The organism is Nocardioides sp. T5, from assembly GCF_048161455.1.
Taxonomy (GTDB): Bacteria; Actinomycetota; Actinomycetes; order Propionibacteriales; family Nocardioidaceae; genus Nocardioides.
This window is the reverse complement of the sequence record NZ_CP182415.1, coordinates 223,426-249,084: the sequence shown is the minus strand read 5'-3', so window position 1 is coordinate 249,084 and position 25,659 is coordinate 223,426. Positions and strand designations below refer to the sequence as shown.

Sequence of the window (25,659 nt, the reverse complement as noted above, 5' to 3'; positions counted from 1 at the left end):
CTTCATCGGGCACGGCACTGGGGGATGCGTTGAGCACGACACTGCGGGGCGGCCAGAGGCTCGACGAGCCGGAGATGCCGGGCGGCCAGATCGTGCTGCAGCCGCCGCCCGAGCTGCAGGACGGCGAGGGCGCCGGGGGCGTGCTGATGAACGCCATCCCGATGCTCGGCAGCCTCGGCTCCATCGTGCTCGTGGCGACCATGGGAGGCGCCAACCGGAGCCGCAGCTTCCTCGCGGCCGGCATGTTCCTCTTCGCCACGCTCGGCTTCATCATCGTCCAGATCGACCGGCAGCGTAAGCAGCGGGCGCAGCAGGTCACCGGCTCGCGCACGGAGTACCTGCGCTACCTCAGCAACATCCGCAGGGTGGCGCGCGAGGCGGCCGACCAGCAGCGCCGCGCGCTCAACTGGCACCACCCCGAGCCCTCCGCGCTGCCCTCCCTGGCCGAGGACCGCACCCGGCTGTGGGAGCACACCGCGTCCGACGACAACTTCCTGCACGTGCGCTACGGCCTGTGCTCGCAGCCGCTGTCGCTCGAGCTCGTGCCGCCGGAGAGCGCGCCGGTCGACCAGGTCGACCCGGCCGCCGCGTCCGCCCTGCACCGGCTGCTCGTCGTGCACCGCCTCCAGCCCAACCTGCCGGCGTCGATCGACCTGCGCGCCTTCGACCGCATCGAGCTGTGCGGCGACGCCGAGGAGGTGCGCTCGACGGCACGGGCGATGATCTGCTCCGCGACGGCGTTCCAGAACCCCGACCAGCTCATCGTCGCGGTGCTGAGCTCGGAGCAGAACCTGACCCACTGGGACTGGGTCAAGTGGCTGCCCCACGCCCAGAGCACCCGGGAGGTCGACGCGGTCGGCCCGATGCGCCTGGTCTCGACCTCGCTGGACGACCTCGGCAGCCTGCTCCCGCCCGACCTCAGTGACCGGCCCCGCTTCGGCGCCGACGAGCGTCCCGCCACCCCCCACATCCTGCTCGTGATCGACGGCGGTCACCTGCCTCCCGGCAACCACATCGTCCCGCCCGACGGCCTGCACGGCGTCACGCTGCTCGACCTGCCGAGCCGGTGGGACGAGCTGGAGGACTCCACGAGGCTCCGCCTCGAGTTCGCCGACGCGCCCGACGAGCTCGGCAAGCGCCCGGTCAGTGCGCTGCGCCTGCGCGGCGAGCCGGTCCGCGCCCTCGCCGACCAGTGCGACGTCGCCACGGCCGAGGCCTTCGCGCGCCGCATCGCGCCCCTCAAGACCGCGAGCGCCGAGTCGTCGTCGGCCGGCGGCGCCGTCGACATCACCTCGGCGACGCCCGACCACATGGACCTGCTCGGCCTCGGCGACATCTTCAGCTACGACCCGGCGACCGCCTGGCGCCCCCGACCGGCCCGCGACCGGCTGCGGGTGCCGATCGGCATCGGCGACTCCGGCGGCCTGATCCACCTCGACATCAAGGAGTCCGCCCAGCAGGGCATGGGCCCGCACGGCCTGGTGATCGGCGCGACCGGCTCCGGGAAGTCGGAGTTCCTCCGCACGCTGGTGCTCGGCCTGGTCATGACCCACTCCTCCGAGCAGCTCAACCTGGTGCTCGTCGACTTCAAGGGCGGCGCGACCTTCGCCGGCATGGCCGACATGCCGCACGTCTCGGCCGTCATCACCAACCTCGCCAACGAGCTCACCCTCGTCGACCGCATGCAGGACGCGCTGTCGGGCGAGATGACGCGGCGCCAGGAGCTGCTGCGCGACGCCGGCAACTACGCGTCCGTGCGCGACTACGAGAAGGCGCGCGCCAACGGCGAGCCCCTCGAGCCGATGCCGTCGCTGTTCATCGTCGTCGACGAGTTCTCCGAGATGCTCTCGGCCAAGCCCGAGTTCATCGACCTGTTCGTCGCGATCGGCCGCCTCGGTCGCTCGCTGGGCCTGCACCTGCTGCTCGCCTCGCAGCGCCTCGAGGAGGGGCGCCTGCGCGGCCTCGAGTCCCACCTGTCGTACCGCGTCGGGCTCCGCACCTTCTCCGCCGGCGAGTCCCGGGCCGTGCTCGGCGTGCCCGACGCCTACGAGCTCCCCGCCGTCCCGGGCCTGGGCTACCTCAAGCCCGACCAGTCCACGCTGCTGCGGTTCAAGGCGGCGTACGTCTCGGGGCCGCCGTCGAGCCGCACCCGGGTCACCCGCGACGAGGGCGGTGCCATCCGCGGCATCCTGCCGTTCACGATCTCGGAGGTGCAGGCGCTCGAGCCGACCGAGGAGGTCGCCGAGGTGGCGACGCCGCAGGCGCAGCAGCAGGGCGAGCAGCCCTCGCTGCTCGACATCGCCGTGACGCGGATGGTCGGCAAGGGTCCGGCCGCGCACCAGGTCTGGCTGCCGCCGCTCGACGTGCCCGACACCCTCGACGAGCTCATGCCCGACCTGGTCGAGAGCCCCGACCTGGGCCTCACCTCGCCGCAGTGGCGCAACGTGCCGGGCCTGGTGATCCCGCTGGGCACCGTCGACCGACCGCGCGAGCAGCGCCGCGACACGATGACGCTCAACCTCACCGGCGCCGCCGGCCACGTCGCCGTCGTGGGCGGTCCGCGCTCGGGCAAGAGCACGATGCTGCGCAGCATCGTCACGAGCATGGCGCTGGTCACCACGCCGCTGGAGTCGCAGTTCTTCGTGCTCGACTTCGGCGGCGGCACCTTCGCGCCGCTGTCCCGGCTCCCCCACGTCTCCGGCGTCGCGACGCGATCCGAGCCAGACGTCGTACGCCGCGTCATGGCCGAGGTCGAGGGCATCGTCGACCGCCGCGAGGCCTACTTCCGCGAGAACGGCATCGACTCGATCGAGACCTACCGCTCGCGTCGTACGCAGGGTCGCGCCGACGACGGCTGGGGCGACGTCTTCCTGGTGATCGACGGCTGGAGCACCCTGCGCGCCGAGTTCGACGACCTCGAGATGGACATCCAGCAGCTGGCCGCGCGCGGCCTCACGTTCGGCCTGCACATCGTCACCGCCTCGACCCGCTGGGCCGACTACCGCGCGGCCATGCGCGACGTCTTCGGCTCCAAGCTCGAGCTGCGGCTCGGTGACCCGCTCGACTCCGAGATCGACCGCAAGGTCGCCGCGCTCGTCCCGGTCGGCCGTCCCGGCCGCGGCCTGGTGCCGTCCAAGCTGCACTTCCTCGGCGCGCTGCCGCGCATCGACGGCGACGGCAGCGCCGACACCCTCGGCGACGGGGTCGACGCCCTCATCGACCGGGTGGCCGCCGCGTGGAAGGGCCCCCAGGGACCCAAGCTGCGGCTGCTGCCGGAGAAGGTCACGCTCGAGGCGATCCGCGTGGACGCCGTACGCCGCAACGTCCCGGCGAAGCACATCCTGCTCGGCATCAACGAGAAGGAGCTCGCCCCGATCGGCCTCGACGTCGACGCCGAGCCGCACATGCTCGTCTTCGGCGACGGCCAGTCCGGCAAGAGCGCGCTGCTGCGGGCCTACGTCCACGAGATCATGCGCACCCGCACGCCCAAGGAAGCGCAGATCGTGCTCGTCGACTACCGCCGCTCGATGCTCGGCGAGGTGCCCGACGAGTACCTCCTCAACTACCTCACCTCGGCGACCCAGGCGACGCCCACGCTCAAGGACATCGCGAGCTACCTCGAGGGCCGCATCCCCGGCCCCGACGTGACGCCCGACCAGCTGCGCAGCCGGTCGTGGTGGACGGGCGCGGAGGTGTTCGTGGTGGTCGACGACTACGACCTCGTCGCCACCGCGCAGTCCTCACCGGTGTCGTCGCTCCAGCCGCTGATGGCCCAGGCGCGCGACGTCGGCCTGCACGTCGTCGTGGCACGTCGTACGGGTGGCGCGTCCCGCGCGCTCTACGAGCCCGTCATCCAGTCGCTGCGCGACCTCGCGATGCCCGGCGTGATGCTGTCCGGCCCCCGCGACGAGGGCGTGCTGATCGGCAACATCCGTCCGCAGCCCGCGCCCGAGGGCCGCGCCCGCGTCGTCACCCGCGACGGCGGCACCCAGACCGCCCAGCTCGCCTGGCTCGACCCGACCATGTGACCCGCCGCTCGCCCTCGAGCGGTGCGTGAGGCAGGTCTTCCTCGCCCAGAACATGCGTCAGACACCGCTCCGGCCGTCCTCGCCCTCGAGCGGTGCGTGAGGCAGGTTTCTGGCGCGCGGAACGTGCGTCACCCACCGCTCCGCGGGCGTCGTACGACACCGCTCGGACGACGGGTCAGCGGCGGCCGCTCTTGAACATCCCGCGGGCGATCTCGCGGGCGGCGGTGCTCATGAAGTCCTTGAACGCCCGTGACTTCACGACGCTCTCCATCATGCTGTCCTCCTCCTTCGGCGTGGACCGCCGGGAGGACGACTGTGACTTCTCGGTGACCCGCGCGTTCTTCTGCTCGCGCTCCATCTCTTTGACCCGGGCGTCCTCCGCGGCCTTGCGGGCGCCCTCCTCGAGCTTCTTGGCGAGCACCTCGCGGGCGGACTCGCGGTCGATCGCCTCGGCGTACTTCGCGGTGAGGGGCGACGCCGCGACCGCCGCCTCCATGTCCGCGGTGGGGGCGGGGTCCATGAGCGACTCCGGCGCCCGGAGGCGCGTCCACGCGACGGGGGTCGGGGCGCCGCGCTCGTTCATGACCGTGACCACGGCCTCGCCGATGCCCAGCGACGTGATGACCTCACCGAGGTCGTCGTAGGCGCTGTTGGGGTAGGTGTTGACGGTCGCCTTGAGCGCCTTGGCGTCGTTGGGCGTGTGGGCGCGCAGCTGGTGCTGGACGCGGGAGCCGAGCTGGCCGAGCACCTCGTCGGGCACGTCGGTGGGCGACTGCGTCACGAAGAAGACGCCGACGCCCTTCGACCGGATCAGTCGCACGGTCTGGGCGATCTGGTCCAGGAAGGCGTCGGAGGCGTCGTTGAACAGCAGGTGCGCCTCGTCGAAGAAGAAGACCAGCTTGGGCTTGTCGAGGTCCCCCTCCTCCGGCAGGTCGTGGAAGAGGTCGGCGAGCAGCCACATGAGGAACGTCGAGAAGAGCGCCGGCCTGTCCTGGAGGTTCGGCAGCTCGAGCAGGCTGACGATGCCGCGTCCGTCCTCGGCGGTGCGCAGGAACTCCTTGGTCTCGAACTCCGGCTCCCCGAAGAAGACGTCGGCGCCCTGCGCCTCGAAGGCGACGAGCTCGCGCAGGATGACGCCGGCCGTCTGGGGCGAGAGGCCGCCGATCGTCTTGAGCTCGGCCTTCCCGGCTGCGTCTCCGGTGAGGTACTGCAGGACCGCACGCAGGTCGGCCAGGTCGAGCAGCGGCAGCCCCTGCTTGTCGCAGTAGTAGAAGACCAGGCCGAGCGAGGACTCCTGCGTCTCGTTCAGGCCCAGCACCTTCGCGAGCAGGGTGGGACCGAACGCGCTCATCGTGACGCGGACGGGTACGCCGACACCCTGGCCGCCGATCGCGTAGAACTCGGTCGGGAAGCCGGTCGCCGCCCACTCCTGGCCGACGCTCGACGTGCGGGCGGTGAGCTTGTCGCTGGGCTCGCCCGGGACGCTGATGCCGGAGAGGTCGCCCTTGATGTCGGCGGCGAACACCGGCACCCCGTGGGCGCTGAGCTGCTCGGCGAGCAGCTGGAGGGTCTTCGTCTTGCCCGTGCCGGTGGCGCCGGCGACGAGGCCGTGACGGTTGAGCATCGCGAGCGGGATGCGGATGCGTACGTCGCTGAGGTTCTCCGCGTCGAGCATCAGGCCGCCGAGCTCGAGGGCCTCGCCCTCGAACCGGTAGCCGGGCGCGACCGCCGCCGAGATCGGGTCCGAGATCGGGTCGGTGATCGGGTCGGTCGCCGCCGCCGGCTGGGCCTCAGGGGTCTCGCTCATGCCGGCGAGCCTAGCCACGCAGGGAGGCGACGACGAGGCCCCTCGGGGCGGCGTCGTTATGATCACCGCCGTGATCTTCAAGCGGGTGGGCGACGGCCGGCCCTACCCCGACCACGGGCTCGACTCGCGCGGCTGGGCCGACCTGCCCCCGCGCCAGGTGCGGCTCGACGAGCTGGTGACCACCAAGGACACCTTGCGGCTCGACACGCTCCTCGACGAGGACTCGACGTTCTACGGCGACCTGTTCGCCCACGTCGTGCAGTGGAAGGGCGACCTCTACCTCGAGGACGGCCTGCACCGCGCCCTCCGCGCCGCTCTCCAGCAACGCAGCGTGCTCCATGCCCGGGTCCACCAGGCGGCCGACGGATGACCGGGGCGGCCAAGTCGGCGCTCACCCTGACCGTCCTCGCGGTGCTGCTGGTGGTCGCCGCGGTGTGGGGCTGGGCCGCCTTCACCGAGCCGTTCCCGGAGGACGAGCCGGTCGCGATCTGCGAGGACGCGACCGTGTCCGCCGGGTCCGAGGTGCGCCGCGACCAGGTGGTGGTGAGCGTCTTCAACGGCAGCAAGCGCAGCGGGCTGGCCGGTGCCACGAGCGCCCAGCTCACCGAGCGGGGCTTCGTCGAGGGCACGGTCGGCGACTCGCCGCTGCCGGCGGCCACCACCCAGATCTGGTCCTCCGACCCGACCAACCCGGCAGTGGTCCTCGTCAAGCGGCAGTTCAAGCGCGCGAAGGTGGTCGAGGGTGACGCCCTCGGACCGGGCGTCGTCGTCGTGGTGGGCGAGAAGTTCCAGTCGCTGAAGAAGAAGCAGGTCGAGTCGGTGGTCGCCGAGGCCGACGCGACCTGGTGCCGGGCCACCGGCTCGGAGTGACCCCGGGCAGCCCGACCGCCTGACCTCCGCCGCGCGACGAAGAACTGACTCAGTTCTTCAGTCCTTGGGACGGCGCGACGGGTCGCCGACCCACTGGGCGAGCCGGCCGTTGTCGGAGACCTGGCGCATGCGCGACTCGGTGGCGTCGCGCAGCTTGCGCGGCGTGACGACGAGCAGGTCGTCGCCGTGCCGCAGGACCGTACGTCGTTCGGGCACGAGCACCTCGCCGGACCGGATGACCAGGGAGACCGAGGCTCCCGGCGGGAGCCGCAGCTCGCCGACCTCGACGCCGTGCATCTTCGACGTGGGCGCGATGGTCACCTGCAGGAGGTCGGCGGCGACCCGGTCGAGGGGCGCGGCCTCCACGTCGAGGCCGCGCGGCTCCGAACGGCGCGCGACGCCGAGCATCCGGGCCACCCAGGGCAGGGTGGGGCCGGTCAGCAGGGTGTAGACGACGACCATCACGAAGACGATGTCGAACAGGTCCTCGGCGCCCGCCACGCCCTCGGCCAGCGGGATCGTTGCGAGCACGATCGGCACCGCACCGCGCAGGCCGGCCCACGACAGGAACGCCAGGTCGCGGGGGCCCATCGGCTGCACGATGCTGCTCACCAGGACCGACAGCGGTCGGGCCACGAGGGTGAGGACAAGACCGGTCGCCAGTGCCTGCACGACGGTGTCGAGGTCGATCCGCCCGGGCGACAGGAGCAGCCCTAGCATCACGAACAGCCCGATCTGGGCCAGCCACGCGACACCCTCGGAGAAGGAGCGGGTCGCGACCCGGTGCGGCAGCTCGCTGTTGCCGAGGATCAGCGCGGCGACGTAGATCGCGGCGAACCCGGAGGCGTGCACGGCCGAGGCGGCGCCGTACGCCGTGAACGCGAGGCACAGCACCGCGAGGGGGTAGAGGCCCGAGGACGGCAGCGCCGCCCGGCGCATGATCCACGCCCCCGCGAAACCGATCGCCACCCCGATCATGCCGCCGGCGATCAGCTCGAAGACGATGAGACCGCTGGTCCGCAGCAGCCCGGACTCGCCCACGGCGCCGGTGGAGATGATCCCCACGAGCACCACCACTGGTGCGTCGTTGAGCCCCGACTCCGCCTCCAGCGCGCCGGTGAGGCGCTTGGGCAGCGGCAGCGCCCGCAGGACCGAGAACACCGCCGCCGCGTCGGTGGGCGAGCAGATGGCGCCCAGCAGGATCGCCAGCTCCCACGGCAGCCCGAGGAGGTAGTGGGTGCCGACGGCGACGAGCGCCACCGACACGGCCACTCCGATCGTCGCCAGCGAGAGCCCGAGGGCGACGCTGGAGCGCATCTGTCGCCAGTCGGTCGTCAGACCACCCTCGGCGAGGATGACCGCCAGGGCACCGAAGCCCAGCGCGTGGGCGAGCTGGGCGTCGTCGAACGGGATGCCGAAAGGCCCTCCCTCCCCCAGCAGCACGCCGATGAAGAGGTAGATGAGCAGCGACGGCAGCCCGGCGCGCGCCGAGACCCGCACCGCGAGGATCGCCGCCAGGGTCACGACCGCGCCGACCAGCACGAACTCGTCGAGCTGGTGGACGTCGAACGTCATGCACACCTCTGGGCGGCGCTTCGGGTTGCAGGGCCACTGGATCCTATCGGCCGCTCGGGGGCGCCCCGGCCGCGTCGTGGGGGACGGACGGTCCGCCCGGTGCGCCGCGGGGTCGCCTGCGGCACAATCGCGTGCCGGGAGGGGACGTTTGGCGATCCGCCCGACCGGGTAGGCGTCCCCGGACGAGAGAGGGAGTGATCGATGTACGGAGACACCGCCGCGGGCCGCAAGCGCGTCGCGCAGCTCCGGGAGCAGGGCGGCGACATCCGGGCCCTGGCCGCCCGCCTCGTCTCCCAGGCCGAGGCCGTGCCCTGGCGCGGCAAGGCCGCCGACGCGATGCGCGAGCGGGTCAAGGAGCGGGCTGCCCACCTGCGCATCGCCGCCGCCCACCACGAGACCGCCGCCGACTCGCTCGCCCACCACCTCACGGAGGTCGACTCGCTGAAGGAGGCGATCGACCAACGCGCCCACAAGGCCACCGGGCTCGTCGAGGACGCCCGCACCCGCGCCAGCCACGCCACGGGGCCGGACGGTGCGCCGGCCGAGCCCGACGAGACCGACGCCGCTCTGCTGGCCTTCGACCCTCCGCCGGCCGGTCACCGCGACTGGCTGACCGTCACGCTCCCGGGACTCTGACATGGTGACCATCGACCTGACCACACCTCCTCCGCCGCCCACCAGCTTCATCGACGCGATGGCCCGGCGCCTGGCGCTGACGCTGCCCGAGCTCCGCCTGGTCGCCGAGCTCGCCGGCGGCGCGCCGCTTCCCTTCGACCTGCCCGACGGTGGGGACGACGTCGCCGACGCGGGCTCGCTCTCCGGGCGGCTGGGGCAGAGCCGGGGCTCGGCCGAGGACTCCGCCTACGCCGAGGCCCTCCGCACGCTCCACGACCCGGAGGACACCCTGCGCCGCCGCGGCCTGGTGACCGATGCGGGCGCCGAGCCCGGCATCGTCGGAGCGGCCGGCCTGCTCGCGACACCGCGGCTCGCCCTCGACATCGACGTCGCGGCCGGGACCACGCAGGTCAAGGCCTGGCACCGCCAGTCCGGGGGCGCGGTCGCCAGCCTCTCGACCTGCGACGGCATCGTCTTCGAGCTGGCGTGGTTCCCCGTCGACCAGTGGACCACCGAGCTCGCCCGGGTCACCGCCCCGCCCGAGGACCTGCCGCTCGGCACCTCCCACGTGCCGGCCCGGCTCGACGTGCCCTACGCACTCGCCGACTCCGTCGGGGAGGCGCTGCGCTCCGGCCGGTCCGACCTCGTGCCCGTCCTCGTCGGCCAGTCCGACGGGATCGTCCTCGCCGACGGCCGGGAGATCAGCGGCCCCGAGGCCGTCGACGCCGTGTCGGCCGTGCACACCGAGGGTCGCGGTCGCATGCGGATCCTCGCCGCCGAGGTGTCCGAACGCGAGACCACGTCGGTCGGAGTCGTGTCGTGGGTGCTGCTCCGCGACGGCTGGCACTCCCTGACCCCCCGCCACGACGACGGCGCGCGCGTCGCGGTCACCCGCGTCGACCCCGACGACCTGGCCACCGAGCTGGCACCCGTGCTCGCCCAGGTCACCGCTCCGGAGGACATCCCGTCATGAGTGGTCTCGACATCCCCCGCACCCACGACGGTCCACCGGACGCGTCGTCCGCCTCGGTCGCAGCCGACAAGTACGACCAGATGCTGGCGCTGGCCGACCTGTTCGACAGCTCCGGCACCGAGATGCGCACCCGCGCCCGACTGGGCAGCGAGATCCTGGGCGACGACGACGTCGTCGACTCGGGCGAGCTGTCCAGGGCGACCTGGCGGCAGGCCGAGGAAGACATCCGGGCCGCCACCACCGGCAAGAGCGGGCTGCTGACCCGCTCGGTCGAGCTCGACGCCGACGCGCTCGTCGTACGCGCCACGGTCCTCACCTACCGCTGGATCGACGAGCTGCAGGAGGCGGCGTACAAGACGCTCGGCTCCATCGCCGGCCGCGCGATCGGCTACCTCGCCCCCGAGGTCGCGCTCGGCGGCGCGATCGTGAGCGCCGGGCTCATCGAGACCGACACGCTCGACCGCGACGGCGTCACGGCCTACCTGAGCGAGCTCGCCGAGAACAACCCCGAGCTGATGGACCATCTCTCCGGTGGCGGTGGCCTGCTCGACGGCCTGCACATGCGCTCGCTCCTCACCGCCGGGGCGCTCGCGTCCGACCAGGGCGCCCACGCGGCGCGCGGCGGCCTGCGGGCGATCGGCGTGGAGCCGTTCCCGGCCGACGCCGTGTCGGCCTTCCGCGACTCCGCTGGGTCGTTCGTCGAGGTCGAGGCGCCGGAGACGGAGGTCGACAGCACCACCGCGACGCCGCCCCGCTCGCTCGAGGAGCTGATGGCCAACCTCCTCGCCGAGGACCGTCGGATCAGCGTGCAGCGCGTCGGTGCCGGCCGCTACATCGCCTACCTCCCGGGTTCGCTCACCCACGACACGGGCCGGCTGCGCCTCGTCGGCGCCGACCCGACCACGTCGGCCGGCCAGGTGGTGCGCGCGATCGAGAAGGCGGTCACCGACGACGACGCCCGCGTGATGCTCGTCGGCTCCGCTGCCGGGGGCGCGATCGCCGCCGAGATCGCCGCCACCGCCCGCTCGTCGCGCTTCGTGGTCGACCAGGTCGTCACCGCGGGCGCCCCGTCCGCGCAGGTGCCGCGGATCCCCGAGGCCACCCGGGTGCTGTCGCTGGAGGACCGCTCCGACCCGGTGGTGCTGCTCGGGTCGCTGATCAACGCCTCGATCGCCAACCGGCTCACGGTGGTCTTCGACGCGGCCGGGGCCGAGGGCACCCAGCTCTACGTCGCCGGCGCCCGGGCCGCCGACACGGCTGCGCACCCCGAGCTGCGGGCCGAGATCAGCCGCCTGCAGGACCTGGGGTTCCTCGCGGGCTGAGGCTCTGGCTGAGCGTCATACGGATCCGCACCGATGGGTGCGCCCTGGGATGACGTACGGGCGTCCGGCTCGGCTGCGTCCGACGAATCTGCACCTGTAGGTGTCCGTACGTATGACGCTGAGGCGCCTGCTCAGACGATCCCGTGCACGAACTCGCCGAGCTGGGCGAGGTTGCGGCACTCCACCATCGCGACGATCTCGCCGTAGCGGTCGGCCGCGCTGTCGCCCGTGCCCCAGTGGCGGGGGTGCTCCGGGTTGAGCCACCAGGCGTGGCGCGCCCGGCCGGCGAGCTCGCCGAGCACCGGCAGCGCGAGGTCGCTGTAGTTGGACCGGCCGTCGCCCAGCACCAGCAACGAGGACCGCGGCCCGACTGCGTCGGGGTGCTCCTCGGCGAACCGCGTCAGCGCCCTCCCGTAGTTGGTGCGCCCCCACAGCGCGGCCTGGGAGATGCGCCCGGCGAGCGAGTCCATCACCTCGACCACGTCGGCCCCCGGTCGGAAGCTGTCGCTGACCTCCACGACGTCGTCGACGAAGGTGAACGCGCGCACGCCGCTGAACGCCTCCCGCAGCGCGAACACCAGCATCAGGGTGAACTGCGCGAAGTTCGCCACGGATCCGCTGACGTCGCAGAGCACGACCAGGTCGGTGCGGTGCGGACGCTTGGGGCGGTGGTGGGTCGTCAGCGGCACCCCGCCGGTCGCGATCGACGCGCGCACGGTGCGGCGTACGTCGAGGGGGCCCCGTCGGCGGGCGTGCTGCTCCTTGGTGAGCCGGGCAGCGAGCCGGCGGGCGAGCGGGTAGATCTCGCGGCGCATCTCCTCGAGGTCGCTGCGACGGGCGGCGGTGAAGTCGAGCCGGTCGATGGTGGGCCGGACGGTGACGTCGGCGACGTGCGCGGGCCCCTTCTCCTCGGCGATGCGACGCCGGGCATCGCCCTCGACCAGACGCGTGAACTCACCGATCCGGCGTCCGGCCACCCGCTGTGCCTGCTCGTCGTCGAGTCCCTCGCCGAGCAGCCCCTGCACCAGCCGGTCCAGGAGCTCGCCGGGTGACACCCGCTGGAGCGAGGTGTAGGCCGACCAGCTCGACAGGCCCGGTCCGCGCCCGGGCATCGCCCCGAAGCGCGCGACCGCCTCGACTGCAAGGTCCTGCAACGTCCGACCGTCCTGGGCCTGCCCGTCGCCGGAGGCGAGGGCGTCGGCCAGCGCCTCGCGGAAGCGCTCGAGGTCGGGCCCGGTGTCCTGCGGGCCCGACGCCGGCTCGAGCCCGTCACCGGCGACGCCGCTGCCGACGAGCCGCGGGAACCAGATGTCGAAGACGGCGTCGAAGGTGACCCGCTGCGGCTGACGCTTCACGAGCGTGGCGGCGTAGGCGGCGCGCACCGTCTCGCGGTCGTGCCAGTGCACCTTCTCCAGCGCGCTGATCGCATCGAGGCCCTCGGCCAGCGACACCGAGAGGCCGGCCGAGCGCAGCGCCTCGACGAAGCCGATGTGGGTGTCGAGCAGGCTCATCGCGGGAGCTTCAGCTCCTTCATCGCACGTTGCTGGTCCGAGGCGTGCTTGAGCACGACCCCGAGCGTGCGCGCGACGGTGGCCTCGTCGAGGTCACCGACCTGGAGCGCGATCAACGTGCGCGCCCAGTCCACGGACTCGGCGATCGAGGGTGCCTTCTTCAGCTCGAGCTCGCGCAGGCGTACGACGACGTCGACCAGCTGGGCGACGACCCTCTCGTCGAGCTGCGGCACCTGGCTCGTGATGATCGCTCGCTCGCGCTCGGCGTCGGGGTAGTCGAGGTGCAGGAACAGGCAGCGGCGCTTGACCGCCTCGGACAGCTCACGGCTGGCGTTGGACGTCAGCACCACGAACGGACGCCGGGTGGCCGTGACGGTGCCCAGCTCGGGGATGGTCACCTGGAAGTCGCTGAGCACCTCGAGCAGCAGCCCCTCGACCTCGATGTCGGTCTTGTCGACCTCGTCGACGAGCAGCACCGTCGGCTCGTCGCGCCGGATCGCGCCCAGCAGCGGGCGGGTCAGGAGGAACTCCTCGGTGAAGATGTCGTCGTGGGTCTCGCTCCAGGCCTGGTCGGTGCCGGTCGCCTGGATCCGGAGCAGCTGCTTCTTGTAGTTCCACTCGTAGAGCGCCCGCGCCTCGTCGAGGCCCTCGTAGCACTGCAGCCGCACCAGCTCCGCCCCCGTCGCCCGGGCGACCGCCTTGGCGAGCTCGGTCTTGCCCACGCCTGCGGGGCCCTCGATGAGCAGCGGCTTCTCCAGCGCCCCGGCGAGGTACGCCGTCAGCGCCGTGGCGTCGTCGGTGAGGTAGCCGGTCTCGCGCAACCGCGCCGCGGCGTCGTCCGGGGACTCGAACCAGGTCGTCACCGGGCGAGCGTAGCGGCCGCTGCCACGGCCCAGCGGCAGCGGCAGCGGGCTGCTCCGGGACGCGACCTCAACAACCTGTATAAACATTTGTACAACTTTCCCATCCGGGCTGGGAGCGGCTCCGAACCCGGGGCACCGGAACCCCCACGAAAGGAACAGCCCGATGAAGAAGACCGCCGCACTGCTGTCGGCCACCGCCCTGGTCGCCGTACCCCTTGCCATGACCGCGCCCGCCTCCGCCGCCCAGGGCGAGGCGACCGTCTCGGTCCTCCACGCCGTCCCCGACCTGACCGTGGACGTCTACGCCAACGGCGAGGAGCTGATCCCCGACTTCGCGCCGGGCACCCTCACCGACCCCCTCCAGCTGCCCGCCGGCACCTACGACCTCCAGGTCTTCGCCGACGGCGACGACCCGGCCAGCGCGGAGCCCGCCATCGAGGCGAACGGCGTGGAGGTGCCGGCCGGTGCCAACGCCACCGTGGTGGCCCACCTCGACGCTGACGGCAACCCGGTGCTGACGCCGTTCGTCAACGACGTGTCGGCGACCGAGGCGGGCCAGGCGCGCCTGGTGGTGCGCCACACCGCCGCGGCTCCGCCGGTGGACGTCCGGGCCGACGGCGAGGTGCTGTTCCCGGGCCTGGCCAACCCCGACGAGGCGTCCGGTGACGTCCCGGCGGGCAGCTACTCCGCCGACGTCACGCTGGCCGGTGAGAACCAGGCAGTGCTGGGCCCGGCCGACCTGCAGCTCGCGGAGGGCACCGCCACGATCGTGTACGCGTGGGGCTCGGCGGAGGCCGGCAACCTCGACCTCGCGGTGCAGACCATCGATGGGCTGCACTCCGCTCCGTCCGGCGTGCCCGGCGGCGAGACCGGCGCTGCCGCGCTTGACGGGGGTGCCCCGCTGTGGGCCCTCGCGCTCGGCGCTGGGTCGCTCCTGGCGCTCGGCGTGGCTGCGACGAGGCTCGTCCCGGCGCGCGCCCGCCGCTGACGGCCTGGACGCACGGTCGAAAGAGACATGATGACGAGGCTGGGCAGGAGCACCTGGTGGGCCGTGGCTGCGGCCGCGGTCGCCGGGCTCCTGCTCAGCCTCGTCGTCGTCACCGGAGCGGACGACCCGCCCGAGATCGTGCAGGTGCGCGGGGACGCCGCCGTCTCGGCGCCGGACACGGGCTCCCCGCCCGCGCAGGACGAAGACGCCCGCGCCGGCCAGCACGGCGGCGGCTCGCCCGCCACTGTCGGACGTGCCGACGCCTCGCTCGGCGCCCGCCCGGTGCGTCGTACCCGACCACCGACCCGGGTGCGGGTGCCGGCTCTCGGGCTGGACGCAGCCGTCCGGCCGGTCGGCGTGGCCGGGGAGCGGCAGATGCGCCTGCCGGCCGACCCCGAGGTGCTCGGGTGGTACCGGTTCGGGCCGGGCCCCGGCGACCTGGGTTCCGTGGTGCTCGCGGGGCACGTGGACTCGCGCCGGTTCGGCGTGGGACCGCTGGCCGACCTGCAGGCGATCGGCGTCGGCGACCGGGTCGAGGTCGCCACGGGACCGGACGGGACCAGGTCCTACCGGGTCGACAGCATCGAGAGGTTCGACCGGCAGGCGCTGCCGGCGGAGGTGTTCGCCCGAACCGGTCCCGAGCGGCTCCGGCTCGTCACCTGCACGGGTCCGTACCTGCCCGAGGCCGGTGGGTACCAGCAGAACCTGGTCGTCACCGCCGTACCGGTGTGAAAGTGGTGCGGAGCGCTCGCTGCGCTCACGCTCCTCAGGTTCAGGACGCCTCTGCTGAGCCCTTCGCTCCGCGAAGGGCTCAGCAGAGGGGGCGGGATTCGAACCCGCGGTAGGTCTCCCTACGACCGCTTTCAAGGCGGTTCCGATCGGCCGCTCCGGCACCCCTCCTCGTACGACGCCGGGGCGCCGCACACCGCGGGACTCTACCCAACCGCCGCGGGACGTCCGGCACGTGATGAAATCTTCGGCGTGACCACCGAGACCGCCACCGTGCACCGCCTCGCCCCCGCTGTCGCGGCGCGCCTGCTGGGCGTGGTGCTGGTTGCGGTCGCGGCCCTCATCCTGCTGAGCACGCTGGCGATCGCGGTGCTCGACCTGCACACGGTGTTCCTGCTGGTCCCGGTCCTGCTCACCGTCGCGCTGCTCGTCGCCTGCTGGTGGGCGTGGCGCACGAAGGGCTGGGTCGTGCGGATGACGCCCGAGGGCTACCGGGTGCAGTGGGTGCGGGGCGTCGGCGCGGAGTCCGCGCGCTGGAAGGACGTCGAGGACGCCGTCACCACCACGATCGCCGAGGCGCCCGTCGTGGTGCTGCGCCTGCGCGACGGGCGTACGACCACGATCCCCGTCGAGATGCTCGCCGTGGACCGGGAGGCGTTCGTGCGCGATGTCCAGGACCACCTCCAGCGCGGTCACGGCCTCCGCAAACTGTGACCTGATTCGGCGCACGCGCGCCGCGCCTTGTACCCTTCTGTGCGCCCGGCCACGGCCGGGCATGGAGGCGTCGCCTAGTCCGGTCTATGGCGCCCGCCTGCTAAGCGGGTTTGGGGCTAAAACCCCATCGAGGGTTCAAATCCCTCCGCCTCCGCCAGTGTCGGCCCCCTCTGCCCAGGAGGGGGCCGACCGGCCTGCCGTGCCTGCATTTGCAGGAACCTGCAATGCACAGACCTGCAGTCGACTGGACGGGACGTGGCTGCGCACGGTGGGCGACAATGGACGCGTCATCCCCTGTGACATGACCCAAGAGGTGGAAACCCCATGAGCCCTGTACGCCGTATCGCCGCCGCCGCACTCGTGGCAGCACTTGGTCTCGGCTTTGTTGGAGCGACCTCGGCCCCGGCCGGCGCGATCGACATCACCTGGGGGCGCACCGCCATCCGGTGAACCGAAGCCAGTCGTGCCATGATGTGCACGCAATGAAGAGCTGGGACACGGACCCCTCAACCCCCCACGAGTTCTGGTCCGGTGGCCTCCCCCACAGGCCCGTCCCGGCATGAGGGCAGCACCTCCTCGGAGGTGCTGCCCTCTCCCTTTGCCCAGCCGCTCCTCGCGCGCAGGCGGTGCGTCAGGCGGAGGGCGTGTCTGCCTCCCGGCCGGAGATACCGCGCTTGCCCATCTCGTAACCGAGCTGAAAGCGGGTCTCGACCTCGAACTCGCTCTTGAGGTCGGCGACGTAGCCGGCGTAGGTGCGTGGGCTGACGCCGAGCCGCTTGGCGCCCGCCGGGTCGGCGCGGCCCTCGAGGAGCATCCGGATGGTCATCGCCCGCTGCTCCGCCGCGATGTCGCGCATCAGCGAGGTCTCGCTGCTCGTGAAGGGTCGTGCCCGCTCCCAGTGCCGCTCGAACATGTCAACGAGGTAGACCACGGTCGACGGCTCGCTGATCACCATCGCCGCGTCGGTGCCCTCGTGGCTGGGGATGAGCGCGATGCGGCGGTCGACGACGATCAGGCGGTTGAAGAACTCGTCGAGGGTGCGCACCTCAGCGCCGGCGGCGGTGACCGCAGCGACGTACCGGCGGGTGTCGGCACCTCGTCGGGCTGCGTGCTGGTAGAGCGTGCGTACGCGGACGCCACGCTTGAGCGCCTCGATCTCGTGCGCGCCCGCCTGGCTGAGCTGCTTGATCCCGCGACGGTACTGGGGCTGGGCGGTCAGCAGCTCCTCGCGGGCGTCGCCGGCCAGGGCGGCGAGGTAGTTGCTGATGGTCGCCAACCCGCGGATCTCCGCGAACGGGGCGCCGACGGCGCTCGGCGAGCGACGCCAGGTCTGGGACAGCGCGCTGAACGTCTGCGCCCAGTGGGCGGACTCAGCGATCAGCTCCGCGCCCTGCTGGCCGAGCGGAGCGACGACGCGGGCCTGGACGGCGGCCGGATCGACGGCGCGCCACGTGGTGCCGCCCTCGCTCTTCGTCACCAGGCCGATGTCGACCAGCAGGGTGAAGGCAGCGTGCAGCTCGCCCTCCTTGGAGATGCGCGCGTCGGCGGCGTTGATGCCGCCGGACGTCACGATCTCCTCGTAGAGCGGGGTCGCCTGCTCCTCGAAGACGACTCGCTCATCCGGCCCCAAGGGCATGGCTCACTCCGCTCGACCGACATCCCCGTGGGGAGGATGGTGCCACACCAGCCCCAAGCGCCACCCGGACGGACGCACGGGGAACGCACCGACCCGCCGCCCGGAGGACCGGGCGACGGGTCGGTGACGGGTGAGGCGTGGATCAGGCGTCGAGGCGCGCCTTGAGCGTGTCGAGCTCGCTCCAGAGCACGGCGGGGAGGTCGTCGCCGAACTTCTCGAACCACTCCTGGATCTGCGGCAGCTCGGCCTTCCACTCCTCGGCGTCGACCGCGAGGGCCTGGGCGAGCTCGTCCTCGGTCAGGTCGAGGCCGTCGATGTCGAGCGAGCCCGGCGCCGGCACGTGGCCGATGGGGGTCTCCACGGCGGCGGCCTGGCCGTCGATGCGCTCGATGACCCACTTGAGGACCCGGCTGTTCTCGCCGAAGCCCGGCCAGAGGAAGCCACCGTCGTCGCCCCGGCGGAACCAGTTGACGTAGAAGATCTTCGGCAGCTTGGCGGCGTCGTTGTCCTTGCCGATGCCCACCCAGTGGCCGAAGTAGTCGCCGGCGTTGTAGCCGATGAACGGCAGCATGGCCATCGGGTCACGGCGTACGACGCCCACGGCGCCGACCGCGGCCGCGGTGGTCTCCGAGGAGAGCGTGGCGCCCATGAACGTGCCGTGGTTCCAGTCGCGGGCCTCGGTCACCAGCGGGATGGTGGTCTTGCGGCGCCCACCGAAGAGGATCGCGTCGATCGGCACGCCGCGCGGGTCGTCGTACTCGTCGGCGAGGATCGAGCACTGCTTGATCGGGGTGCAGTAGCGGCTGTTGGCGTGGCTGGACAGCTCGCCGGTCTCCTCGGCCAGCTCCGGCGTCCAGCGCTCGCCCTTCCAGCTCGTGGCCTCGGCCGGCGTGTTCTCCAGGCCCTCCCACCAGACGTTGCCGTCGGGGGTCAGCGCGACGTTGGTGAAGACCGAGTTGCCCTTGCGGATGGTCTCCATCGCGTGCGGGTTGGTGTGCTCGTTGGTGCCCGGCGCGACGCCGAAGAAGCCGAACTCGGGGTTGACCGCCCACAGGCGACCGTCCTCGCCGATGCGCATCCAGGCGATGTCGTCACCGATCGCCTCGACCTTCCAGCCCGGGATGGTGGGCTTGAGCATGGCGAGGTTGGTCTTGCCGCACGCGCTCGGGAAGGCCGCGGCGACGTACTTGGTCACGCCCTGCGGGGACGTCAGCTTGAGGATCAGCATGTGCTCGGCCAGCCAGCCCTCGTCGCGGGCCATCACCGAGGCGATGCGCAGCGCGTAGCACTTCTTGCCGAGCAGGGCGTTGCCGCCGTAGCCGGAGCCGAAGCTCCAGATCATCCGCTCCTCGGGGAACTGGACGATGTACTTGGTGTCGTTGCACGGCCACGCGACGTCGGCCTGGCCGGGCTCGAGCGGCATGCCGACGGAGTGGAGGGCGGGCACCCACTTCGGGTCGTCACCCGCGGCCTCGAGCTCCTCGATGCGGCGCAGCACGTCGGTGCCCATGCGGGCCATGACCCGCATCGACACGGTGACGTAGGCCGAGTCGGTGACCTCGATGCCGAACATCGGGTGGTCTGCCTCGAGGTGACCCATGACGAACGGGATGACGTACATGGTGCGACCCCGCATGCAGCCGGCGTAGAGCCCGCGCATGAGGTCCTTCATCGCCTCCGGGTCCATCCAGTTGTTGGTGGGCCCGGCGTCACGCTCGTCGACCGAGCAGATGTAGGTACGGTCCTCGACCCGGGCCACGTCGGTGGGGTCGGACGCCGCGTGGAACGAGTTGGGCATCACGTCGGGGTTGAGGCGCGTGAACGTACCGGTCGCCTCGAGGGACGCGGTGAGCTGGGCCCACTCCTCGTCGGAGCCGGTGCACCAGTGGACGGCGTCGGGCTGGGTCAGCTCGGCCACCTCGGCGACCCAGGCGAGGATGCCTGCGTGCGTGGTCGGTGGCGTCGTCTGGGTGTCGATCGTTGCGGTCATGCCGGTTCCTCACAGCTTGCGTCGCGGTCGGTTCGCGCGGCCTCGTTGTCGGCGACTTGTCGCGGACGTTAACGCTCGTGAATCGGCGCACATATTGGATCGATCACAGACCTGTGACGTGGGTCTCGCTACTTCCGCGTACGTCGGTGCGGCTGGGCGAGGCGGTCGCCGAGCGAGCCCCCGGTCGGTCCGCCGACCGGGGCGTCGGGATGGATGCTGCGGGTCTCCGCGCGGCGGTTGCTGGCCGCGAGCCAGTCGCGGAGGTAGAACTTCGGCAGGATCTTGGCCACGGCGAGCGTGACGTAGACGATCGTGTTGATCGCGACGAAGGCGGCGAGCACGGCGATGAAGTCGTTGCGCAGGATGCTGTCGGGCAGCAGCACGCCCATCGGGACCAGCTGCGGGACGAGGTGGGGGATCGTCATCTCAGGTCTCCACCCGTGAGCCGGAGCCCGTCTGGACGACGTGCTTCCAGTCCGCCTGCTTGGCCAGGGAGAGGTCCCAGATGCCCTTGAGGTAGACCAGGTTGAGGAACATGGCGTAGAAGAGCTCGGGGAACAGCGAGAGCCCCAGCAGGCGAGCCTTCCAGCCGCCCCGCCACACGGTCACGACGCGCTCGACGGTGAAGACCAGGCCGATGCCGATCCAGAACGGGAACCACACCCAGTTCGAGGTGGCCAGGACCATCAGGATGATGAGGAGCAGGTAGGCGCCGAGCGCGATGACGCCGTAGCCGATGCCGAGCTGCTGCATCCAGTAGCGGAACGTCTGCGGCCGTACGCCGTAGGCGCCGAGGTTCTCGAGCGCACCGCGCTGCCAGCGCAGCCGCTGGGCCCAGAGGCCGCGCCAGTTGGGCATCACCTCGGTCACCACGGTGCACTCGCTGGGCGAGATCATCAGGGCGCCGAGCGTCTTGAGCGCGATCGTCAGCTCGTTGTCCTCGGTCAGGGCGACCGTGTCGTAGACGTCGCCGGGGACGCCGGGCAGGATCTTGCCCCGCTCCTCGGCCACCGCCCGCAGCGCCCGCGGGCGGAACACCGACGCGGTGCCGGTCAGCACGAACACCCGGCCGCGGCGGCGGCGCAGGTCGCGCTGGTAGCGGGTGTACTCGTTGCGCTGGAACTGGCCGATCAGCCCGAAGCCGTCCTCGCCGTAGAACAGCCCGCCGACCGCCATCAGCGCCCGGTCGTCGGTCAGCCGGCGGGTCGCACCCTCGAGGAAGCCGGCGTCCAGCGTGGTGTCGGCGTCCATGATCATCACGCAGTCGTTGTCACCCTGGCCGGGGAGGACCTGCGCGAGCGCCTGGTTGAGGCCGCCGGCCTTCTTGTGGGTGTTGTCGACGGTCTCGTGGACGTCGACGCCGGCCTCCCGGGCGAGACGGACCGTCCCGTCGGTGCAGTTGTCGGCGACGACCACGATCCGGGCCGGCGGCACGGACTGCGACTGCAGCGACGCGAGGGTCTCGGAGATGCAGCCCTCCTCGTTGTGCGCCGGGATGAGGACCGTGATCGTCACCGGGCCGGCGTACTCCCCGCGGGTCTCGGTCATCACCAGCTTGGGGGCGAGGGGCATCCGGTTGCCGTCCTCGCTGCGGCGGGCCCGGGTGAGGAGTCGTCGCTCGACCCCGGCGACGCCGGCCGCGAGGAGCAGGGCGACGCCCACGGCCGCCAGCAGCACTCGGGGGGCGGGCATCTCGGTGTCGTAGAACACCCGCCAGATGCCGAACAGCAGCCCTTCGTCGGGCGCCCGGCCCGCCTCCGGGTCGCCCATGGCCACGGCCACCCACAGGGAACCTGCGCCCAGTGCTGCCGAGCCGATGATGGCCAGGCCCACCGACCGTTGAAGCCACTGCATGTACGGAATCTCCTCCTCTGCCTGCCGGGCGCGCCGCGCCGGAGGCGTTCAGTCGTGCGGCGCCGCCGTGACTGCGGACGGCACGAAGTCGCGGACGAACTCGTCGAAGGGCACGGGCTTGCCGATGAGGTAGCCCTGGGCGAAGTCGACGCCCTCGTCGCGGCACACCTGGAGGATCTCCGGCTCCGAGACGAACTCGGCCACGGTGCGCTTGCCCAGGTCGCGGGCGATGCCGACGATCGAGCGCATGATCGTCCGGTCGACCGCCGACTCGTGCACCCGGGCCACGAACTCCCCGTCGATCTTCACGTAGTCGAAGATCAGGTGCTTGAGGTAGTAGAACGAGCCGAACCCGGCACCGAAGTCGTCGAGCGCGAAGGCGCAGCCGAGCTCGGTCATCCGCTCGGCGAAGGTCCGCGCCAGCGCGACGTCGGCGACCGCAGCGGTCTCGGTGATCTCGAGGATCAGCGCGGACGGCGCGACGCCGTGCTTCTCGAGCGAGGAGACGATCGCCTCCTCGATGACGGGGTTGCCGATGGAGTGGCCCGACAGGTTGACCTCGAACTCGAACGCCGGGTCGTGGTCGCGACGCATCCGGGCCAGCAGCTCGAGGCTCTTGTCGACCACCCAGGCGTCGACCTGGGGCATGAGGCCCACGCGCTCGGCGATGTAGACGAACCGCGACGGGGGGACCAGCTCGCCCTCGTCCCGCAGCCGCAGCAGCACCTCGGCGGAGCTGATCCGGCCGCTGTGGATGTCCATGATCGGCTGCAGGTGGAGCTCGAACCGGTTCTCGGCGAGCGCGGCCTCGATGCGGCTCTGCCACTGCAGCCGGGCCGCGGTGCGGGGCCCGCGCTCGTCGCCCTCGAACAGGACGACCGCCTGGTTGCGGCCGGCGTCCTTGGCGTCGTACATCGTCATGTCGGCCAGCGCGAGCACGTCGGCGGCGTGCTCCGAGGCGGCCCGGAACGTGACCGCTCCGACGCTGGCGGTGACGCGTCGCGCCACGCCGTCGAGGGTGGCGGCGTGGGTGGCGATCCGGTCGACGACGAGGCCCGCCACCCGCTCGGCGTCGGCCTGCTCGCAGTCGGTGAGCAGGATGGCGAACTCGTCCCCGCCGAGGCGGGCCACCACGTCGGTGCTGCGGATCGAACGACGCAGCAGCCCGGCGATCGTGACGAGGAGCTGGTCGCCGGCGTTGTGCCCGAGCGTGTCGTTGACCTGCTTGAAGTTGTCGAGGTCGAGCAGCAGCAGGGCTCCGGTGGGGCCGTGGCGCCGGCACCGGTCCAGGTGCCGGTCGAGCTCGCTCTCGAAGCGACGGCGGTTGGCCAGCCCGGTGAGGATGTCGTGGTCCGCGAGGTGCGCGAGACGGTCGAGGTAGCGGCGCCGGTCGGAGATGTCGACGACGTTGACCATCACGATCTTGCCCATCTGCGGATCGGCCACGACGGTGCTGCTGAGCGCGACGTTGACGTCGTTGCCGCCCGAGTCGCGCAGCTGGCACTCCGCCTCGAGGGACTCACCGCCACGCAGGAACATCAGCCGGCCGAGGTGGTCCTGGATCCGGTCCTGCCCGGGGGTCTCGAAGGCGCCCAGCTTGTGCCCCACCATGTCGGGCGGGTCGAGGCCCACCAGCACGGCCATCGAGACGTTGACCCGGATCACGGTGCCGACCTGGTCGAGGAGCGCCACCCCGTGCGGGGCGTCGTCGAAGAGCCGCTCGACCCGGTCGCTGGCCAGCCGGGCGCGCCGGGTCTGGCGCTCGAGGTCGCGCACGATCCGCTGCAGGACGGGGGCGAGGACGAGCGCGATCGCCCCCCACATCACGGCACGACGCCAGTCGCCGAGCGCGTAGTCGGGTGCCCCGATCACCAGCACCGGCACCACGAGGGTGGCCACGGCCAGGCCGCTGGCGATCCAGAGCTCGCGTGGGCTGCCCGTGATCGCGATCCAGAGGATCGGGACCAGGAACAGGACCGTCATGCCCGACGACGAGCCGCCGCTGCCCGCCCCGGCCGCGTCGTTCACCAGCGCGGCGTAGGGGAAGAGCAGGAAGGCGGGGAGCGCGTCGAGCCAGGTGCGCTCCGGCCGGCGACGGCTGACGACGAACAGCACGACGACCAGCACCAGCAGGAGGGCGGCGAGGGCGGCCACCCACCACGGCCGCTCGTAGGGCGGGAGCAGCACGGTGCACAGACCGAGGGCCGCCACGACGCCGAAAGGGGCGGCGAGGGCAGGGCCGCCTCGTCTGAGGTCGGAGGGTGAGGACCCGGGTGCGCCGGTCCCCGAGACACGACGTCGCACCCCACCACCCTAGTGGCGGGGGCGACGTCGTGAGGCCTACTCCTCGGCTTCGAGATCAGCGGCGACGCGGCGGTGCGCCTCCCAGATCTCCTCGGGCATCCGGTCGAACTGGTCCAGGTGCTCCTCGCGGAAGCCCATCTCCTGCTGCCAGCGCTCCTTGTCGATCGTCAGGATCCGCTCGAGGTCGGCGGCCGGCACGTCCATCCCTGACAGGTCGAGCTCCTCCTCGGTCGGCAGGATGCCCACCGCCGTACGCCGTCCCTCGACCTCGCCGTTCTTCAGCTGCAGGAGCCACAGCAGCGGGCGCAGGTTGTCGCGGTAGCCGGGCCAGAGGAAGTGGCCGTCGTCCGGGTCCTTCTGGAACCAGTTGACGTGGGCGAAGATCGGCTGCTCCTCCGCCGCCCCGACGATGTCGAGGTAGTGGCGGGCGTAGTCGCCCTCGCCGTAGGCCATGAACGGACGGTTGGACATCGGGTCGTAGCGCAGCTGACCGTCGACGCCCTCCGCCGCGAAGGTGGCCTCGGCGCCCAGCGTGAGGCCGTCGTAGACGCCCTCGGCGAGGTCGGTGATCGCCCGGATCAGCGGCTCGCGGTCGCTGGTGCGGCCGCCGAAGATGATGGCGTCGATCGGCACCCCGGCCGGGGCGTCGTAGTCGGGCGCGATGTTGGGCACGTTGTCGAGCGTGGTGGTGAAGCGGCTGTTGGGGTGGGCCCAGGCCGCGGTGTCGTTGTCCTTGCGGTCGGCCAGCGGCGAGCCCGTCCAGTCGAGCCACCCGCGCACGTCGGTCGGCGGCTTGGGCGTCTTGCCCTCCCACCACACCTCGCCCGTCGACGGGTTGTAGGCCACGTTGGTGAAGATCGCCTGCGAGCCCTCGCCGATGGAGGAGAGGGCGTTGGGGTTGGTCCTCTCGTTGGTGTCCTTCGCGACGCCGAACACGCCGTACTCCGGGTTCATGCCCATCAGCCGACCGGACTCCTCGTCGACCCACAGCCACGCGATGTCGTCGCCGTAGAACGACACGTGGTAGCGGTCGCCCAGCGCATCGGGGGCCGCCATCATCGCGAGGTTGGTCTTCCCCGATGCGCTCGGGAAGCCCCCGCAGACGTGCCAGGTCTTCCCGGTCTCCTTGTCGTGGATGCCGATGAGCATGTACTGCTCGGCGAGGAACTTCCGGCTCGCCCAGCCGTCGTACGCCCCCTGCCGCAGGCCGTGGGCGATCTTGCCGAGCAGCGCGTTGCCGCCGTAGGACGACCCGAAGTGGAGGATGGTGCGCTCGTCGGCGACGGTCACGAAGTAGCGCTGGTCGTCGGGGGTGCCCTGGCCGAGGTGCTCGAGGTCACCGGTGACGTGGACGGCGCGGACGAAGGAGTCGGGGTCCTCGAGGTCGTTGACGAACTGCACGCCGACGCGGGCCATGCGGATCATGTGGAGCACGACGGTGCGGGTGTCGGTCAGCTCGACGCCGGCCGCCCACGGCTCGAGCGGGTTGCCGGCGGGGGCCATCAGGTAGGGGATGACGTACATCGTCTTCCCCTCGGACGCACCGCGCATCCGGTCGTGCAGCATCGGCTTCATCTCCGAGGCGGGACGCCAGTTGTTGTAGACGCCGCGGTCCTTCTCGTCGTTGGTCGCGACGATCGTGCGCTCCTCCGAGCGCGCGGTGTCCTTGTAGTAGCTGCGGGAGTAGTAGCGACCCTCGCCGGCCATCTGCAGCTCGCCGGCAGCGACCGCCTCCTCGAGGAGCCGCGCGTCGTCGGAGGCGTTGACCACCTCGACGCGCTCGGCGCCGGTGAGCTCGGCGTACTCCTTCACGAACTCGCGGACCTTGGTGTTGGTCAGTCCGGCTTCGTCCATGACTGCCTCGAGATCTGCCATTGCGC

Annotated in this window: 19 protein-coding genes and 2 tRNA genes; 10 read left to right on the top strand and 11 right to left on the bottom strand. The window is 71.9% G+C overall.

Translation table 11 applies throughout. The features are described 5' to 3' along the window. Positions 1-29: 29 nt before the first annotated feature. Complete coding sequence (gene eccCa, locus ACNKF0_RS01160; RefSeq protein ID WP_416955128.1) at positions 30-4,028, top strand: type VII secretion protein EccCa; 3,999 nt, start codon at positions 30-32, stop codon at positions 4,026-4,028. A 175-nt stretch (positions 4,029-4,203) separates the two neighbouring features. On the opposite strand, the gene ACNKF0_RS01155 is transcribed toward eccCa, so the two are convergent. Next, entirely contained in the window at positions 4,204-5,835 is a 1,632-nt protein-coding gene (locus tag ACNKF0_RS01155; protein WP_416955127.1) for a helicase HerA-like domain-containing protein, read from the bottom strand. A 70-nt stretch (positions 5,836-5,905) separates the two neighbouring features. On the opposite strand from ACNKF0_RS01155, the gene ACNKF0_RS01150 reads away from it, so the two are divergent. Further along, complete coding sequence (locus tag ACNKF0_RS01150) at positions 5,906-6,205, top strand: type II toxin-antitoxin system VapB family antitoxin (RefSeq protein WP_416955126.1); 300 nt, start codon at positions 5,906-5,908, stop codon at positions 6,203-6,205. Continuing rightward, positions 6,202-6,705, top strand: coding sequence for a LytR C-terminal domain-containing protein (locus tag ACNKF0_RS01145; protein WP_416955125.1), 504 nt, complete (start codon positions 6,202-6,204; stop codon positions 6,703-6,705). The genes ACNKF0_RS01150 and ACNKF0_RS01145 overlap by 4 nt, the downstream gene beginning before the upstream one ends. 57 nt (positions 6,706-6,762) lie before the next feature. Here the strand turns inward: ACNKF0_RS01145 and ACNKF0_RS01140 are convergent, their stop codons facing one another. Beyond that, the gene (locus ACNKF0_RS01140) at positions 6,763-8,280 is read right to left on the bottom strand and encodes a potassium/proton antiporter (RefSeq protein WP_416955124.1); all 1,518 of its coding nucleotides are present in this window, start codon (positions 8,278-8,280) and stop codon (positions 6,763-6,765) included. A 201-nt stretch (positions 8,281-8,481) separates the two neighbouring features. Here ACNKF0_RS01140 and ACNKF0_RS01135 point away from each other — a divergent pair, with 201 nt between their 5' ends. The 3 genes from ACNKF0_RS01135 to ACNKF0_RS01125 are packed head-to-tail and all read left to right on the top strand — an operon-like array spanning position 8,482 to position 11,190. Further along, positions 8,482-8,916 (top strand): hypothetical protein, encoded by a 435-nt coding sequence (locus ACNKF0_RS01135; protein ID WP_416955123.1) that lies wholly within the window; start codon positions 8,482-8,484, stop codon positions 8,914-8,916. A 4-nt stretch (positions 8,917-8,920) separates the two neighbouring features. Further along, on the top strand, positions 8,921-9,868 hold the full coding sequence (locus tag ACNKF0_RS01130) for a hypothetical protein (protein WP_416955122.1): 948 nt from the start codon (positions 8,921-8,923) through the stop codon (positions 9,866-9,868). Continuing rightward, positions 9,865-11,190 (top strand): hypothetical protein, encoded by a 1,326-nt coding sequence (locus ACNKF0_RS01125; protein WP_416955121.1) that lies wholly within the window; start codon positions 9,865-9,867, stop codon positions 11,188-11,190. The genes ACNKF0_RS01130 and ACNKF0_RS01125 overlap by 4 nt, the downstream gene beginning before the upstream one ends. A gap of 131 nt (positions 11,191-11,321) precedes the next feature. Here ACNKF0_RS01125 and ACNKF0_RS01120 read toward each other — a convergent pair whose 3' ends face one another. Continuing rightward, positions 11,322-12,701 (bottom strand): vWA domain-containing protein, encoded by a 1,380-nt coding sequence (locus tag ACNKF0_RS01120; RefSeq protein WP_416955120.1) that lies wholly within the window; start codon positions 12,699-12,701, stop codon positions 11,322-11,324. Then, on the bottom strand, positions 12,698-13,564 hold the full coding sequence (locus ACNKF0_RS01115; RefSeq protein ID WP_416955119.1) for an AAA family ATPase: 867 nt from the start codon (positions 13,562-13,564) through the stop codon (positions 12,698-12,700). The genes ACNKF0_RS01120 and ACNKF0_RS01115 overlap by 4 nt, the downstream gene beginning before the upstream one ends. Before the next feature lie 163 nt (positions 13,565-13,727). Between ACNKF0_RS01115 and ACNKF0_RS01110 the strand changes: the two genes are divergently transcribed. Together ACNKF0_RS01110 and ACNKF0_RS01105 are read left to right on the top strand one after the other, a co-directional pair. Further along, entirely contained in the window at positions 13,728-14,552 is an 825-nt protein-coding gene (locus ACNKF0_RS01110; RefSeq protein ID WP_416955118.1) for a DUF4397 domain-containing protein, read from the top strand. A gap of 27 nt (positions 14,553-14,579) precedes the next feature. Then, positions 14,580-15,284 carry a class F sortase gene (locus ACNKF0_RS01105; protein ID WP_416955117.1) on the top strand — a complete coding sequence of 235 codons (705 nt, stop codon included), beginning with the start codon at positions 14,580-14,582 and terminating at the stop codon, positions 15,282-15,284. An 83-nt stretch (positions 15,285-15,367) separates the two neighbouring features. Here ACNKF0_RS01105 and ACNKF0_RS01100 read toward each other — a convergent pair. Further along, a tRNA-Ser gene (locus ACNKF0_RS01100) sits at positions 15,368-15,452 on the bottom strand. 81 nt (positions 15,453-15,533) lie between these two features. Here ACNKF0_RS01100 and ACNKF0_RS01095 point away from each other — a divergent pair. Then, a complete protein-coding gene (locus tag ACNKF0_RS01095) occupies positions 15,534-15,995 on the top strand; it encodes a hypothetical protein (RefSeq protein WP_416955116.1) in 462 nt (153 codons plus the stop codon). A gap of 63 nt (positions 15,996-16,058) precedes the next feature. Beyond that, positions 16,059-16,152, top strand: a tRNA-Ser gene (locus ACNKF0_RS01090). Between the two features lie 474 nt (positions 16,153-16,626). Here the strand turns inward: ACNKF0_RS01090 and ACNKF0_RS01085 are convergent. From ACNKF0_RS01085 to ACNKF0_RS01060, 6 genes are all read right to left on the bottom strand, one after another. Continuing rightward, positions 16,627-17,631 carry a TrmB family transcriptional regulator gene (locus ACNKF0_RS01085; protein ID WP_416955115.1) on the bottom strand — a complete coding sequence of 335 codons (1,005 nt, stop codon included), beginning with the start codon at positions 17,629-17,631 and terminating at the stop codon, positions 16,627-16,629. A 142-nt stretch (positions 17,632-17,773) separates the two neighbouring features. Continuing rightward, positions 17,774-19,621: a phosphoenolpyruvate carboxykinase (GTP) gene (locus tag ACNKF0_RS01080; protein WP_416955114.1), complete on the bottom strand. Its 1,848-nt coding sequence runs from the start codon at positions 19,619-19,621 to the stop codon at positions 17,774-17,776. Positions 19,622-19,749: 128 nt separating this feature from the next. After that, positions 19,750-20,046, bottom strand: a complete 297-nt coding sequence (locus ACNKF0_RS01075; RefSeq protein ID WP_416955113.1) for a hypothetical protein — start codon at positions 20,044-20,046, stop codon at positions 19,750-19,752. Between the two features lies 1 nt (position 20,047). After that, positions 20,048-21,475, bottom strand: coding sequence for a glycosyltransferase (locus ACNKF0_RS01070; RefSeq protein ID WP_416955112.1), 1,428 nt, complete (start codon positions 21,473-21,475; stop codon positions 20,048-20,050). A 48-nt stretch (positions 21,476-21,523) separates the two neighbouring features. Further along, positions 21,524-23,686, bottom strand: a complete 2,163-nt coding sequence (locus ACNKF0_RS01065) for a putative bifunctional diguanylate cyclase/phosphodiesterase (protein ID WP_416955111.1) — start codon at positions 23,684-23,686, stop codon at positions 21,524-21,526. Between the two features lie 129 nt (positions 23,687-23,815). Beyond that, positions 23,816-25,654: a phosphoenolpyruvate carboxykinase (GTP) gene (locus ACNKF0_RS01060; protein WP_416955110.1), complete on the bottom strand. Its 1,839-nt coding sequence runs from the start codon at positions 25,652-25,654 to the stop codon at positions 23,816-23,818. Positions 25,655-25,659: the final 5 nt, after the last annotated feature.

Coding starts and splice junctions, on each gene's coding strand:
- ACNKF0_RS01155 (WP_416955127.1), bottom strand. CDS start 5,835: ATGAGCGAGACCCCTGAGGCCCAGCCGGCGGCGGCGACCGACCCGATC.
- ACNKF0_RS01145 (WP_416955125.1), top strand. CDS start 6,202: ATGACCGGGGCGGCCAAGTCGGCGCTCACCCTGACCGTCCTCGCGGTG.
- ACNKF0_RS01140 (WP_416955124.1), bottom strand. CDS start 8,280: ATGACGTTCGACGTCCACCAGCTCGACGAGTTCGTGCTGGTCGGCGCG.
- ACNKF0_RS01135 (WP_416955123.1), top strand. CDS start 8,482: ATGTACGGAGACACCGCCGCGGGCCGCAAGCGCGTCGCGCAGCTCCGG.
- ACNKF0_RS01125 (WP_416955121.1), top strand. CDS start 9,865: ATGAGTGGTCTCGACATCCCCCGCACCCACGACGGTCCACCGGACGCG.
- ACNKF0_RS01120 (WP_416955120.1), bottom strand. CDS start 12,701: ATGAGCCTGCTCGACACCCACATCGGCTTCGTCGAGGCGCTGCGCTCG.
- ACNKF0_RS01110 (WP_416955118.1), top strand. CDS start 13,728: ATGAAGAAGACCGCCGCACTGCTGTCGGCCACCGCCCTGGTCGCCGTA.
- ACNKF0_RS01105 (WP_416955117.1), top strand. CDS start 14,580: ATGATGACGAGGCTGGGCAGGAGCACCTGGTGGGCCGTGGCTGCGGCC.
- ACNKF0_RS01085 (WP_416955115.1), bottom strand. CDS start 17,631: ATGCCCTTGGGGCCGGATGAGCGAGTCGTCTTCGAGGAGCAGGCGACC.
- ACNKF0_RS01080 (WP_416955114.1), bottom strand. CDS start 19,621: ATGACCGCAACGATCGACACCCAGACGACGCCACCGACCACGCACGCA.
- ACNKF0_RS01075 (WP_416955113.1), bottom strand. CDS start 20,046: ATGACGATCCCCCACCTCGTCCCGCAGCTGGTCCCGATGGGCGTGCTG.
- ACNKF0_RS01070 (WP_416955112.1), bottom strand. CDS start 21,475: ATGCAGTGGCTTCAACGGTCGGTGGGCCTGGCCATCATCGGCTCGGCA.
- ACNKF0_RS01060 (WP_416955110.1), bottom strand. CDS start 25,654: ATGGCAGATCTCGAGGCAGTCATGGACGAAGCCGGACTGACCAACACC.